At 44.2% G+C, this 14,727-nt stretch carries 13 protein-coding genes; 6 read left to right on the forward strand and 7 right to left on the reverse strand.

Annotation, left to right across the window (positions count from 1 at the left end):
• Nucleotides 1–98: 98 nt before the first annotated feature.
• Genes KO501_RS15030 through KO501_RS15045 form a run of 4 tightly spaced genes read right to left on the reverse strand, consistent with a single transcriptional unit; the run spans nucleotide 99 to nucleotide 4,638 of the window.
• Nucleotides 99–1,307 carry an FtsX-like permease family protein gene (locus tag KO501_RS15030; RefSeq protein ID WP_216030479.1) on the reverse strand — a complete coding sequence of 403 codons (1,209 nt, stop codon included), beginning with the start codon at nucleotides 1,305–1,307 and terminating at the stop codon, nucleotides 99–101.
• Nucleotides 1,308–1,318: 11 nt separating this feature from the next.
• Entirely contained in the window at nucleotides 1,319–2,632 is a 1,314-nt protein-coding gene (locus KO501_RS15035; protein WP_216030480.1) for an ABC transporter permease, read from the reverse strand.
• Nucleotide 2,633: 1 nt separating this feature from the next.
• Nucleotides 2,634–3,368: an ABC transporter ATP-binding protein gene (locus KO501_RS15040; RefSeq protein WP_216030646.1), complete on the reverse strand. Its 735-nt coding sequence runs from the start codon at nucleotides 3,366–3,368 to the stop codon at nucleotides 2,634–2,636.
• 16 nt (nucleotides 3,369–3,384) lie between these two features.
• The gene (locus KO501_RS15045) at nucleotides 3,385–4,638 is read right to left on the reverse strand and encodes an HlyD family efflux transporter periplasmic adaptor subunit (RefSeq protein WP_216030481.1); all 1,254 of its coding nucleotides are present in this window, start codon (nucleotides 4,636–4,638) and stop codon (nucleotides 3,385–3,387) included.
• Nucleotides 4,639–5,227: 589 nt separating this feature from the next.
• On the opposite strand from KO501_RS15045, the gene KO501_RS15050 reads away from it, so the two are divergent.
• Nucleotides 5,228–6,310 carry a patatin family protein gene (locus KO501_RS15050; RefSeq protein ID WP_216030482.1) on the forward strand — a complete coding sequence of 361 codons (1,083 nt, stop codon included), beginning with the start codon at nucleotides 5,228–5,230 and terminating at the stop codon, nucleotides 6,308–6,310.
• A gap of 222 nt (nucleotides 6,311–6,532) precedes the next feature.
• Nucleotides 6,533–7,321, forward strand: coding sequence for a lipase (locus KO501_RS15055; protein ID WP_216030483.1), 789 nt, complete (start codon nucleotides 6,533–6,535; stop codon nucleotides 7,319–7,321).
• 187 nt (nucleotides 7,322–7,508) lie between these two features.
• Here the strand turns inward: KO501_RS15055 and KO501_RS15060 are convergent, their stop codons facing one another.
• Nucleotides 7,509–8,552, reverse strand: a complete 1,044-nt coding sequence (locus tag KO501_RS15060) for a glycosyl hydrolase family 18 protein (protein ID WP_216030484.1) — start codon at nucleotides 8,550–8,552, stop codon at nucleotides 7,509–7,511.
• A gap of 641 nt (nucleotides 8,553–9,193) precedes the next feature.
• Between KO501_RS15060 and KO501_RS15065 the strand changes: the two genes are divergently transcribed.
• Genes KO501_RS15065 through KO501_RS15080 form a run of 4 tightly spaced genes read left to right on the forward strand, consistent with a single transcriptional unit; the run spans nucleotide 9,194 to nucleotide 12,861 of the window.
• Nucleotides 9,194–9,895 (forward strand): spondin domain-containing protein, encoded by a 702-nt coding sequence (locus tag KO501_RS15065; protein ID WP_216030485.1) that lies wholly within the window; start codon nucleotides 9,194–9,196, stop codon nucleotides 9,893–9,895.
• A gap of 13 nt (nucleotides 9,896–9,908) precedes the next feature.
• Nucleotides 9,909–10,622 (forward strand): spondin domain-containing protein, encoded by a 714-nt coding sequence (locus KO501_RS15070; protein ID WP_216030486.1) that lies wholly within the window; start codon nucleotides 9,909–9,911, stop codon nucleotides 10,620–10,622.
• A 56-nt stretch (nucleotides 10,623–10,678) separates the two neighbouring features.
• The gene (locus tag KO501_RS15075; RefSeq protein WP_216030487.1) at nucleotides 10,679–11,371 is read left to right on the forward strand and encodes a response regulator transcription factor; all 693 of its coding nucleotides are present in this window, start codon (nucleotides 10,679–10,681) and stop codon (nucleotides 11,369–11,371) included.
• 26 nt (nucleotides 11,372–11,397) lie between these two features.
• On the forward strand, nucleotides 11,398–12,861 hold the full coding sequence (locus tag KO501_RS15080; RefSeq protein ID WP_216030488.1) for a HAMP domain-containing sensor histidine kinase: 1,464 nt from the start codon (nucleotides 11,398–11,400) through the stop codon (nucleotides 12,859–12,861).
• Between the two features lie 22 nt (nucleotides 12,862–12,883).
• Here KO501_RS15080 and KO501_RS15085 read toward each other — a convergent pair whose 3' ends face one another.
• Nucleotides 12,884–13,027, reverse strand: a complete 144-nt coding sequence (locus KO501_RS15085) for a DUF2256 domain-containing protein (RefSeq protein WP_216030489.1) — start codon at nucleotides 13,025–13,027, stop codon at nucleotides 12,884–12,886.
• On the reverse strand, nucleotides 13,014–14,552 hold the full coding sequence (locus tag KO501_RS15090) for a cryptochrome/photolyase family protein (protein WP_216030490.1): 1,539 nt from the start codon (nucleotides 14,550–14,552) through the stop codon (nucleotides 13,014–13,016). The genes KO501_RS15085 and KO501_RS15090 overlap by 14 nt, the downstream gene beginning before the upstream one ends.
• Between the last annotated feature and the right edge of the window lie 175 nt (nucleotides 14,553–14,727).

The raw sequence follows: 14,727 nt of genomic DNA on the forward strand, positions 1-14,727 counted from the left end.
TGAAATGCTTATCCGTTAAGTGTTAATGATTATTTTTTAAGGCGCGTGACATAAACCGTTATAAGTTGTTTCCCCGAATGAGCAAACAGCCTGATTTATTAAATACTGCGCGTGGCTATACTAGGTGAAATACTTGCCGCGCGCCTAGCCGGTACCACCACCGCTAACAGGCTCATGACAAAGATGAAAAAAGCGGTAAAAATTACATAATTGAGTGTTAACGCATCAATAGAGTAAGCCTGCATAAGTGCTTTACCTAGAAATACAGCGCCAAAACTACCGATGACCAAGCCTACCGCACATACGAGAGCATTTTCTACTAGGAAATAGCGCACAATAGCCGATTTTCTTGCGCCAAGGGCACGACGGGTACCAATTTGCTTAGTTCGTTTACTGATATTAAATTGAGTCAGACCCAAAATGCCAAGTGCGGTCACCAATATCAATACAACAACCAATACAATGAGCATTCGCATCATTAATACGTCAGATGAATCATAGGCATCCTTACTTTCATCAAGTCCCTCAACATTAATAATTACCCGCTTGTTATAAGCCTGAAGCATTTTTTCTTCAATGATATTCATCACGTTGGCACGTTCACTTGCCTCTGTTCTTACTAGAAAGTGCTGATAATTTTGCGCATGAATAAATGGGATGATACCGGTTGTACCGCTGTCATCCGCTCTTGGCCATGCACTTTCCATGACATCAACTATGCCAATTATTTCTAGTGCTCTGCCCTCAACATAAATAAACTCACCCAGTGCCGCCCCCTTATCAAACATGCTTTGTGCGAGTGCCTTAGACACAATAATGGTAGTTGGGCCGTTATCCTGAAAATTATTGCTGAATATGACTTCCTCTGGTCTGAAATTTCTTCCTTCAATGAGCTTAACGCCGAAGGTCTCAAGGGCATTTTCATCACCGTAAAAATAGGCTAGATGACCTTCTTTTGACGTTTCCGGAAGAGGTTTAAGTCTTACTGAGGCAGAAGATCCGCCGCCAGATAAAGGAATGGCTTGTGACAATGTGGAATTAACTACACCCGGTATGTTTCTTATCATGGTTTCATCGAGTTCGGCTTGCTGATCCAAGTCGATGTCTTTACCAAAAGTCATCACTACAAAGCTAAAAATTTCTTGCTGAGGATAGCCTGTATCTTCACGCAGATAAGAGAGGTTCTGACTAATCATAAAAATCGCATTACTGACAATGGCCGTAGTTAATGCAACCTGAAGCAATAAGAGTATAGCCCCAACTTTTGAGCGACGTAATGCGCTAAGTATAGGTTTAATATCAAGCATATAATGTGCTCCTATTGGCTTTTAAGATAGATGGCGGGCTGTGTTTTACACACTAGCCACGCAGGGTACAAACTGGCGATAAAGCTGGCCAATAGGGAAATAATCGGCGCTGCAAGTAGCATTAACCAATCCATGGTAGCCAGTGCATCGTAATTAGGATTAGTCGCACGAACGCCCCATAACCCTATTTGGGCAACAAAAATACCCAAGAGTCCGCCAGCCAATCCAATTACCGACACTTCCACAATATGCTGTAAAAAAATGTTCCGCTTGCTGGCGCCCAGCGCGCGCCTGACACCAACCTCTGGGGCGCGTTTTAAGAATTTAGCCAGTAACAAGCCCAAAATATTTGCCACACATACCATCAAAAACATAAAACTAAGTGCAACTAAAATTCGGTTGTCTTCTGATACCACCTTGTTATACACCATCCACTCATTGACATTGCGTAAGCCATATTCCAGTTTCTTCCGCGAAAAGCGCCCCCGTGCTTTCTGATCTTCCATATAAGCCATTAAAAATCGGCCGTAGGCCTCTTTAGCCATGTCAGTATCGAGTTGTACCCAAAACTGAATCCAAACTTTCTCGGAGATCAGTAAGTCTTGATAATTACGCATTGGCTCTTGCTTCCAACTATTCATATTTCCCCACGTACCAGTTTCTTCTAGGGGTGCAATAGTAAAAGGAATGTACAGCTGTTCCGGTGAAACAAAAGCGCCGTTGTTTAGATCGTAGTATTTGACGGGTTGCTCCCAGTCTTCAGTGACGCCCACAATACGATAGCCCTTATTGTCTAAATAAATTTCTTTACCCACTGAATTTTCACCACCGAAGAAACGCTCATTAATTTCTTTTGAAATAACCACCACGTAAGGTTTGTTTTCTTGATCATCTCGTGTCCAAGGAGCGCCAAATATGAAAGGGCGATCAAAAATCTCGAAGAACGCATTTGTAACAAAGCGAGCAGGTTCCATACGCGGCTTGATATCCGGCGAGTTGAGATGAACCGAGAACCCGCTTCTAAAGCTAGGGCTACTTAATACACCCGTATCCGCGTTATATAGGTTCATGGCATCTTGGTAGGTAAGTTGATAAGGCAGATTATCTTCTGAATACCAGTCGTTTCCCTCGTCCATAACTTGTAATTGTGGATAGTAAATTTGGCTACTTTTGTGAGGAATCGGATCCATTGACATCATGTGATACACAGACAAGCTCGTCATCGTAATGCCGATTCCAATTGCGATGGCGAACACCATTAGAAAGCTAATCACAGGCGTATTTTTTATACTTCGCCAACTTAAATCGATATAGTGAAGTAACATGTTATAGCCCTACCTCACTTGGACGTTCCACCACGCACGACGAATCAATTTCTGGTTGACCTTGATATAAAGTAAGATCGGCTAGTTGGCCATCCACAACCTGTATATTGCGCGGAACACGACGCGCCAAATCAGGATCATGGGTTACCATCACGATGGTGGAGCCATTGCGATTGATTTCCTCGAGTAATTCCATCACTTGTCTTGCCATTAAGCTGTCTAAATTACCCGTTGGCTCGTCAGCTAATAAAAAACGAGGTTTTCCCACCAGCGCACGCGCTATCGCGACCCTTTGTTGCTGACCTCCAGAGAGTTGCTGCGGCAGATGCTTAGCACGGCTTGCCAACCCCACCTGTTCAAGACAGGCTTCAACGCTACGTTTACGTTCTTTTGACGATACACCACGGTAGCGCAGAGGCACTTCGACATTTTCAAAAATATTCAAATCAGGAATCAGGTTAAAGCCTTGAAATATAAAACCAATTTTCTGATTACGTAGGTCAGCACGTTGGTTATCAGACAGCTCACCGACATCAATACCATCCAGTGTATATTGGCCGGATGTAAAAGTTTCGAGTAACCCTGCCATATTTAAAAACGTGGTTTTGCCAGAGCCGGAAGGCCCGGTAACAGCAATAAATTCACCTTCGTTTACTTCTAACGAAAAGTCTCTCAATGCGTATGTTTGAACACTGTCCGTTTGATAGACTTTATTTATGTCATGCATTTTCAGCATCATGTCATTCCTTTTCTTATCGTAGTAGCACCGAAGGCGCTTGTTTGAATTTGTCGTAAGTTGATGTCACAATTTGGTCGCCTTCTTGAAGCCCATCCAATATCTCTACTTCGCGCATGCTAGTAGCACCAATTTGAATAGCGACTTTTTCGGCCCTATTTCCACGAACAAGGTAAGCGGTATCCCCTCCCGATTGTAAAAAACTGCCCCGCGCCACCTTTAGGACATTTGTTTTACTTTCCAATAAGATACGCGCTGACACTTGTTGGTTTTGGCGAATAGACTGCATGCTGTTTTCAGGAAAGCGTACACGAGCGATAACTTGGCGATTGACTACCTCTGGAGAGATAGACACAAGTTTTCCCAGTACCGTTTGCCCGCCCATGGTTAACTCAACGTCCATTCCAACCCCTAGATCGCTAGCATAGCTTTCTGCCACACTTAGTTGTGCTTCATAGGCGGATAAGTCCACTAACGTCATTAATAGCTCATTCTTTTTCACCAATGCATTGGGCTGAATAAGTACATTTCCCACGATCCCAGACACACTGGCTTTTATGCTTAAGTTGGCCAATTGTCGTTCTAATTCTTGAACAATCAGTTCTTGCCTGGCCACTTTTTCTGCACTGGTTTTTAGCTCAAAAGCTAAGGTATCTGTAGCAAGTGCTATCTCGCCCATGGCATGTTTGTGAATGACTTTTGCTCTTACAAGGTCGTCTTGTGCTTTCTCAAAGTCAATTTGGCTAATGAGGTGACTTGCAATGGATAGTGTAGCCCGCTTGTCTTCACGAATGGCCGCATCGAGATCCACCTTCGCTAAGTCTGCTTGCTTGTTTAGTAACAGGGTTTGGCGTCTTACATCCAATTTTTCTCTGGCGTGATCGCTTTGCAAACTGGCTAATACCAGCTGCTCTTGTTTCAAAGTACTTTGCAGTTCTGGCGAGTCCACGATAACAATGGTATCCCCTGCGTTGATGAAATCACCAGGCATCACTTTTAGCAACACATACCCTTGCTGTGGACTGTACACTTGAGGGGCATTCGCCGCGATAATTTTTCCCGTGGTAATGATGTCCCGTACGAGATTGCCTTTTGAAACCGTATTTACCTTTAAAGCACTTCTTTCCACGGATAGTTCAGTAGAAGGCGCGGCCAATGACAGATACCCGATTAGCGCAAGAATAACTGCGCCAGTAGTTAACAAAATGCCTCTCTTTTTCGCGGTTTTAGGTGACACCGCTATATCTTGGTTGCGCGTATCTTGGATCATCCTGTTACTCTGCTTACTGTTGTTTCCAGGTTGGCTACTAGCACGCCGAAAACGAGTACTAACAAAGGAAGGGTGATATAACTAAGGAACATCATTTGGGTATTTACTCCTCTTTGAGTGACGCGAAAAAAATGAGTTAGCCGAAAGTTAGAACTAGGACAAATAAGCTATACATCTGGAGCAATACCATTATCATGCCAAGTTTATCATGTTGATTTAATTGCATTTTATTAGAATGAATTTAAAGAATGTGTCCGCTGCGGACACTTATGACTGTCCGGTTCGAAAAGCGGACATTGACTCAATAGAAAAAAGATAACCCGCTGTGTAAAGGGTGATAAGGTTGAAGTGGTATCCAGTTTAACGCCGGTTTCTGCCAATGCGATGACATCGCTGTACCGATGAGACAAGGCAGCAGAGACACTCGTACTACTGAAAAGCATCCCCATCTCGGAAGGAAGTTGAAAGCTATTGCGTTCCTGAGTATTTTCCTATCAGAGCAATTAACTCTTTCAATTTTCCCGTCCCACGTGATCTCGTTACAATTTGACCATGTAGTCAATAATTAAGTGGTTAAAAGAGGTTTTTCATGTTGTCTGAGCAGTCCAAGGCTGAAACATCTATTCGCGCTAAGTTACCCAGCACGCAAAACGGAAAAGTGGCGCTGGTAGCCGAAGGTGGCGGACAACGAGGCATATTTACCGCCGGTGTATTAGATTTTTGGCTTGAGCAACACTACGATCCATTCGATTTACTCATTGGCACTTCTGCGGGTTCGCAAAATTTAACCAGCTATGTGGCGCGACAAAAAGGTTATGCGAAGCGCCTTATTCGGGGTTTAACCCGGCACAAACGTTTTTTTCAAATGGGTCGGGGCTTAGTGGGTAAACACATTGTTGATCTGGATTGGTATTTTGACAAAACCCAAGAGGCCAACCGTCTGCTTGATCTCGAGGTAGCCAAACAAAATGTCAGTGACAGAGAAATACTTTTCACTGCCACTAACGCCCGTGATAGAAAGGCCTATTATTTAAACCCCATGCAAAGTAAACACAACTGGGTCGATCTCATCAAAGCCTCTAGCGCCCTGCCATTGCTGTATAAGCAAGGGGTAAAATTAACTACAAAGGTGGCGGCACAACAGGCTGCCAATACAGACTTTTATTTAGACGGCGGTTTAGCGGCCCCGTTACCGGTGACAGAAGCTTACCGACGTGGCGCCACAAAAATCGTGGTCATTCGCACCGTCGATAAGGGCTTTCAAGCACAATCCCCTTGGTTACAAAAAATCAGTGCTGTTATGTGCTCTACCGGTCACTGTCCAAAAACCATCGATTATCTACTACAGCACGAACAGGCGTACCAAAAAGAACTCGCCTTTATTGACAACCCACCAGAAGGGGTGGAAATCGTGCAGATTTTCGCTGCAGACAAGTTACAAAGTAAGCTACTAGGCAGCAGTGATGATCAGCTGCGAACCGATTACAAATTGGGCCGACAGGCAGGAATAGCCTTTTTAACCAACGAAGGGAGCGCGCAAATCAATCCCCTTAAAGATAGGCACCTCCATCAGCCCTTTAAACCTGCACAGTGTGAAAATGCCTTTCCACTGCCACGGTTTAGCACAGGTAGCGCGATGGGAGTTGATGAAAATAGTCGATTGTCGGCCTAGCCGCGAGTAACAGCATCCCCCTAGTGCACCGCAGCGTGTTCGCAGTAAAGTGATAGGCTGGCAGTGAGGTTATACAAGGTAAGGCATGTCTTCTGTCTTCACACATGGATAATGATGCCCACCGTCATACCAATGCAATATAAACACGCTAGCATTGCGCCATAAACGATGACGATTGCGTTCACTGCCAACAGACAGCCAAGCGGGTTAATCTAGTTATCCATGAAAAAGCTAAAACGCTATCAGTACGAGCGATATGCCATTCTTTGCCAACTTGCCTACCCTGATGCTGCAGAGCACTACCACCAAATACTAGACCCCTTCTATGAACGCCAATTGGTGGATAAGTATGGGCGTTTGAGCGTGAGATTACTGTGGACGGACAAGAAAAAAGAAGTCATCGTGGTTTTCAGAGGCTCTCTAGGCGTTAGAGACTGGTTGGCAAACTTAGTCTTTCTTCCTGCCAAAATTGAACAGGTAAACAGGACTTTTTATGTTCATTGGGGGTTTAGTCGGCTACTTAGTCAACCCATGTATTCGAGCACAAAAAACGTCGAACAAGCACTGCCATTACGAGAGTTATTAGTAAAAGTTATCGCCCCCCTACGCCAACAAGGTAAACGCTTTACCTTCATTGGCCATTCCTCCGGTGGCGCCGTAGCCGTATTGATGGCAGATTATTTTGAAAGAAAATACCCTAAGGCGGTTAAACGGGTCGTCACTTTTGGTCAACCTGCAGTTGGCAGTCGTTCCTGGTACAAAAACTACTTGCTGCACCGTAAAACTTACCGTATTTGTTGCGATTTAGACATCATCACCTTTATGCCGCCCTTTCCCTTTTATTTTTGGCATGTGGGGAAAATGCTTTGGTTACACGATGATAAAATCTACGAAAACACTCCCACATACGAGCGTTTTTTTCGGTCCTTACGCAGCTGGCTACTACGGCCAATTACCTACCATTACATGCGCAAATACATCAGAAATAAAACCTTGTTTGATGAACACTAACCTCTGACTAAAACACAGTGGTTATTTCATCGCTTACACTTGTAAACACCGCGCTTTTAATGGGTATGAACTTAGCCTTTACAGCATCTGATTTATACGAAAATATGCGTTAACAACTTCCGAGGTCCCCTCATAGCCAGATGGTGCCCCGGAGTTAAGAACACTTCGCGATGTGCTACAAGCGAAACTAGTCTATCGCGCAAAGATCCACAAAATCACCGTCATGCAAACTGTCGTAAATGGTTTTCATAATTGATAATTCGGGGGTGGTACTATCAAGGGGGAGCTCCCAAACCATTACGCCACCAAGGCCGTGCTGACGGGCAAAGTTGGTTTTTCTTTCAATCATGGGTAGGCCATTGTAATAGTCTTGCTTGCCTTGATATTGCACATTATCCACGCAAGCATTGGCTGGATCATGTTTAACAATATCAGCAAAACTTCGCCAGCTTGGCCGTGCATAAGCGGGCAATCCCAACATCACGTTCTCGGCGGGAATTTGCCGCTCGCCCACCCAATAAGCAAAGGCGCGTTCCACCAAATCATAGGGCGAGTGATTATCGGGGCGATCATCGTATGTCATCATATTAAGCCAATCAAAACCGGCAAGCGCTTTGTCGCTGTAGGCAGCCGCATCGCCATCGTCGGTGACTTTATTCTTAGTACCAATGACCGCGGCAGATAACTGCTTGCCCTTTGCATGCAAAGCCTGGCTTAATTCAACAATAAAGCCTTCGTAATCATCGGCGCTTTCAAGGCGTGGATATTCCCAGTCCATATCAACACCATCAAGCTGGTAACGAGCCACGAAAGCAAGGATGTTGTGAATGAAACGACTACGAGCTTCGTCATTAGCGGCAATACGTTCGTACACCAAATCGTAACCGCTATCGTCGCCCCGCCAGCCACCAAACGAGATAAACACCTGTTTATTCAGTGCATGGGCGCGCTCAACGGTTTCGTCAATCAAGGCACCATTGACACTTTGTATCGCCCCACTGGCATCATCGGTTGGGTTAGCAAAGGCAATATTAATGTGGGTAACGTAGGGCAATTGCACATCTAGGGCCTGGCGATAGTTTGGATTTTTAATACTGCTATAGCCAATCACTTTAAACTCGGCGTCAATGTTGGCGGTTGAATGAACCGCCGTATGCTGACACGCCGTTAATAGAAGCGATGTCCCCATAGCTATCAGAAAATGAGCGAAGAGACGGGAACATTCGGGCATAAATAATCCTAAAAAAAGTACGATTGACGAATTGAAGAAGCGAAAAAAAACTTGGAGGACTGATTTTCTACGCATAAAGAAATCGTCTTAATAGTATCAGCAATCAATACTCGATCGCGACCGAAGTTTGGACAGCCAGCTGTGGGGGGGAGCCATGATGCTTATCGGCTATTACGCTGATCGGTAACCCAATTTAACAACAAATATCCGATTACGTCAGCGCAACTACAAAAGGCTATTGACGATGAATTACACAAAAGTATGTAGTGTTATCTACGGCGTATTAGTATTCGCGCTATTTATCCTCTTCCTGTTAACAGGTAGCGGCAATTTTTATTTTAAAACCTTCATTGTCTTAACGCTAGGTTATAGCATCACCCTTCAACAAATCATTCTAAGAGCAATAATTGCAAACAAAGACAAGGGCTAGCTTTTCTGTTAGCGAACCTTGCGCCAGCAGAGCCAATGCCAGTGACGTGTTAAGGGGTGTGGCTAAGTACCTCTATTTTCATAGCGGGTACGAATACAGTGTGCGAGATAAAAACAAGGGAAAAAAGTCCTGTGATACTTTTGTGATAAATCCCCCCTATTGTTAGGATATTTACTTCATAAACTGTGCTTACTTAATCAAGGAGACAGTTATGAAACTCAAACAAACAGCAAAATCATTGGCCATTATCTCTACCTTATTATCAGCCGCTCAAGTTAACGCCGCGGATCTGGATATTACCCTTGTAAACCTCACCCACTCAATTTCTTTTACCCCAGTACTGGTTGCTGCCCACGGTGAAGACACATCCTTATTTACCCTTGGTGAAGCCGCAAGCTTGTCATTACAAAAAATGGCAGAGGGTGGTGACACATCAGGACTAAAATCCGATGTCACCGCTGTCGGTGGCGTTAACCTAGATCTTACCGATGCCCCGACATTAGCGGGTGTGACGTCCATGGGTTCTATTGATACAGGCAGCAACGAATACTTATCCCTCACCGCTATGTTATTACCTACAAATGACGGTTTTGTGGGCTTAGACAGCTGGCACATCCCCACCGAAGCCGGTACCTATACCATTATGCTTAATGGCTATGATGCGGGAACTGAAGTGAATGACGAAATCGTCAATGGTGGCGGCGAAGTGGGTGTGGCGGGTATTCCAGCCGATCCAAGTGGTAATGCAGGAAGTGGAGGTACAGGGGCAAGCTTCAACGAAGGCAATACTACTGTTCATATTCACCCAGGCAATATTGGCGATACGGATGCAAACGGCGGTTTTTCTGACTTAGACAGTACAGTACACAGATGGTTAAACCCTGTGGCTAAGCTGGTCATTACCGTTAACTAAGGGAAGATTAGGCATGAAAAAAATTCAAACATTTAAACTTGTCGGATTAATCGCAATGACGGCTATCTTGTCAGCCTGTGATTTAGATGGCAACGACCACGCTAGTGCTGACGACACGGTTGAGCCAATCGAAACACCACAAACCTATGTCTATGAAGTGACCCTGACGAATATCACGCAAGGGCAAATGATTTCACCACCGGCGGTTATTACACATGCCGCAGGCGTGAAGTTATGGGAGGCCGGTGAATCGGCAAGTGTTGCTTTAGAGATGTTAGCTGAAAGCGGCGACAGCAGCGAACTAGTAGCCCTACCCGACGTTGAGCACAGTGTGATAAGCGAAACTGGCCTGGCGCCTGGTGAATCCCAAACACTGACACTGGAACTGAGTGACACCGACGCCATGAGTATTAGTCTGGCGGTAATGCTAGGTATTACTAACGATGGTTTTACCGGTGTAACCGATTTAGATATCAGTAGTCTTGAACTTGATGAAAGCTATAAGCAATCATTAATGGCCTACGATGCTGGCACGGAAAAAAATGATGAAATTGCTGTGCCTGGTGTTGGCGGTGAAGCCTTCAATGCAAGTCGTGAAGGCGACGTGGATCGGGTTGCCGTTCATGCCGGTATATTAACCGAACATGAATTAGACGGTTCAATTTTACTGCCTGAGCATAAGTTTGATAATCCAACAGCCCAATTAATTATCACTCGCGTGCAATAAAATAGTCATTTAACCGCTCTTATCTATATACCTTATAGATAGGAGTGGTTACTTCAATGACCAATAAGATTTTATTAGTTGAAGATAGTCTGGATATTGCCAATATAATTTCCATCAATTTATCGATGATGGATTATCAAGTTGCTGTCTTTCACGATGGTAGTGAAGCCTACAAACAGCTCAACCATCCTTATGATCTCGCCATTTTAGATATCACGCTTCCTGGCACCGACGGCCTTAAATTGTGCAAACGATTACGACAACTACAACCGGATATCGCAATCATTATGCTCACCGCCAAAACCACTGAATTAGATGTGGTAAAGGGCTTAGAAAATGGCGCTGATGATTACTTAACTAAGCCGTTTTCCGTTTTAGAATTACAAGCCAGAGTTAAAGCACACCTAAGGCGTAATCAAGGTAAGCAGCAACTCGAGACAGCAAGTAAGGAAGTGTTAACTTTTGGTGAGTTAACCATTGACCCAAATCTCTATCGAATACAACTTAGCGATACGGTGTTGGAATGCACCGCCAAAGAATTTGAGTTGCTGTATTTTTTAGCCCAGCAACCCCAACGGGTTTTTAGTCGAGAAGAATTACTCCATAGTATTTGGGGGTGTCGTCGTGAAGGCTCGGCCCACACCGTCAATTCTACGGTTAATCGCCTTCGTTCAAAGCTAGAGACTGATCCTGCCAACCCATTTTGGTTAAAAACCGTTTGGGGCGTTGGCTATAAGTTTTCCTATTAAAAAGACACTATTAATCGAGATTACCCATGTTCCGAACACTCGCCAGCCAACTCACCCTCGCCATTAGCGCTTTATTCATTATTGCTGCCTTTGTTTTATTTCAATGGTATTTACATAGCAGTGAAAAGTTTGCTGATGAAGTTGAACAAGTTTTACATAGGGATTTGGCGGCCCATATCGTTCATGATAATCCTCAATTAGAAAGTGGGGTCATCGACACCGACAGCTTGGTGTCGGCCTTTCACACCAAAATGTTATTAGGTCCAGAATGGGAATTTTACGCACTCGATACCAAGGGAAAGGTACTCGCTTACTCTGCCCCTGAGGGCGTAGTTAAATTAAACAGCATTAACCTAAAACCTATCCATGATTATCTTAACGGAAAGCACTTTCCCGTTTATGGCGATGATCCTAGAACCCCAGGCGCACAAAAAATATTTTCGGTTACCCCCATCACCAACGCCCAATCGGCTCAGGCACAGGGGTATTTATACGTTATTATCGGCGGCCAGAAACGGGATTCTGCCACCGCCCTTTTAGCAGGTAGCAAAGTAGTAAAAGACAGCGCTTTTACCCTTGGGTTAACCATTTTATTCGGTCTTATGGCCATGTTGTTGATAATTACCATTATTACTAAACCACTAAAAAAGCTTAGCCAGCGTAGCCTCGACTATGTCAAAAATGACTTTACTCACCTAAATGCTCCCCCTAACACTTGGCTAAACAGCAAAGAAATTGAAGACTTAGAAACAAGCTTTATTTGTGCAGCCCAGCACATTAATAAACAACTCAATCAGATAAAAAATACCGAACAACTGAGAAGAGAACTGCTGTCTCATATTTCCCATGATTTCAAAACGCCAATGACAGGCCTAAACGGCTATTTAGAAACTTGGTTGATTAGCCCCGAAGACAAACGTAAGCCAGAGCTTGTGCATCTAGCGTATCAAAACAGTTTGCAGATCAACCAACTGGTAGATCAACTCTTTGAGTTAGCACGGCTAGAAAGTGGCGATATTCAGTTTATTCCCGAACCCGTTAACGTGGTGGAACTCGCCTACGATGTGATGCAGCGCCTTCGTTTTCAGGCCGAGCAACAACAAGTCCAGCTTCGGGTCGTAGCCGATACGGAACATGGCATTATCGCCTATGCCGATATCAGCAAGTTAGAGCGCGTATTGGTGAACTTAATTGATAATGCCATTCGTCACACCCAAGCGAGCGGTATGGTAAAAATCGAAATCAATGATTATCAAGATAAGGTGGCCATGAGCATTATCGATAACGGGCGCGGTATTCATCAAAACGAACTCGAAGCCATCTTTGAACCTAAATATCAGGCCTCTAATACCCAAGCAAACATTGCCAATGCAGGGCTAGGCTTATCCATCGTAAAGCGGTTACTGGAAATACATAAAAGCGTTATTCATGTCTCTAGCAAACCCGGAATAGGCAGTCAGTTTACCTTCGAACTCGGGAAGACTGCGTAAACGAACAGATAATAAAGGGTCGTTAATCTTTCCCCTTTCCTTTATTTTGAGAGCAGCGTTTAGAACAATACTTCACGTTGCTCCAGTTCTTTTCCCATTTTTTTCGCCAACTAAATGGGCGATGACAAACGGGACACATTTTTTCAGGCAGTTCAGACTTCTTCATTGTGTGTCAATTTCGATAAAAATATCTCCGCATCCTGTTTCATGGCATCGATATTTTCATTTTTCATGCGGCCGTAGGTTTTATAGATCAGTGCCATACGTGGGTTGTTGCTGAGTTTTTCTTTGTGCTTGTCTATAAAGTGCCAATACAGATAATTAAAAGGACAAGCTTTAGGGCCTGTTTTTTTAGACACCTGGTAACCGCAATTTTTACAGTAGTTCGACATCTTGTTGATATAGCTGCCACTGGCGACATAAGGCTTACTGGCTAAGTTGCCGCCATCACTATATAGGATCATACCAGCCACGTTTGGTAGCTCTACCCACTCATAGGCGTCTGCATACACCAGCAAGTACCAATCTTGCACCTCTTGAGGGCTTAATTCAGTTAATAAACTGAAGTTGCCCAGTACCATTAACCGCTGAATATGATGGGCATATGCGTTGTCTTTGGTTTCTTTAATACACTGTCGCATACAATTCATATTGGTGCGTCCATGCCAGTAGAAATCCGGTAGGGTTCGGCTATTGTTGAAATAGTTGTCGTGTTTGAGGGCAGGCATAAAATGCCAGTAATAGCCACGTACATATTCTCGCCAACCAAGAATTTGTCTTATAAAGCCTTCTGCAGAATTAAGAGGCACCTGCCCTGCGCAGTAAGCTTGCTCCGCGGCCATGATCACTTCTTTTGCCGTCAGTAACCCACAATTTAAGTAAAAGGCAATATGGGAATGATAAAGCCAGGGTTGCCCCTCTACCATGGCATCTTGGAATTTACCAAAGTGAGGCAGACGCTCTTGCAGAAAAATATCGAGCACCCCCAATGCATCGTCACGAGTCACCGCAAAGTAAAAGTTGTCTAGGTGACCAAAGTGATCAGAAAACACGTCATCAACAAGGCGTATCACCTCGTCGGTTATTTTGTCGGTTTTAAATGTTGTATGTTTGGGTACCTGTTGTGTCGCTGGCATAGGTTCCCGGTTTTGGGCATCATAATTCCACTTTCCCCCTTGCGGGTTATCACCGTCCATAAGTACATGGTGTTTACGGCGCATTTGACGGTAAAAAAACTCCATTCTTAGCTGTTTTCTCCCTTCCGCCCATGCACTAAATTCATCGGGAGTAGAAAGAAACCGATTGTCTTGGCAAAAAATGACGGGACACCCTAAAACGTGTTCCCATTGCTGCATACTTTTTAACAGTCGATATTCACCCGGCATGGTCACCCTTACTTCGCTAAAGTCGCCTTTAGCACAGGCAAGCTTGACTTGTTCGAGTAGGCTTCCTTGGTTGTTTTCATCATCATATTTGATGTAAGAAACGGTGTAATTATTCGCTTTGAGCTCTGCAGCGAAATGACGCATAGCACTGAATAAAAATGCGATTTTCTTTTTATGGTGGTTAACATATGTCGCTTCTTCACGCACTTCAGCCAGTAAAAGGGTATCCACGGTTTTTCTGGCATCGCTGATGGCAGGTAAGGTGTGAGTAAGTTGATCGCCTAAAACTAAAATAAGTGCTGCCATGCTCTGCTCATTGGGTTGTGGTATTGATTGAAAGACAACCAAAGCAACTCACAACGGTGTCTTCGTTAAATAAAAGAAGTTAAATATGTGTAGAAGTATAGGAAGGATCAGTTAATGTAAAAAGGTGCATAGTCCCCAGTACCCTTTCCTCGCACCCTATGCAATACTTCGCCTG

It is taken from the genome of Alteromonas sp. C1M14 (assembly GCF_018860965.1).
Classification (GTDB): domain Bacteria; phylum Pseudomonadota; class Gammaproteobacteria; order Enterobacterales; family Alteromonadaceae; genus Alteromonas.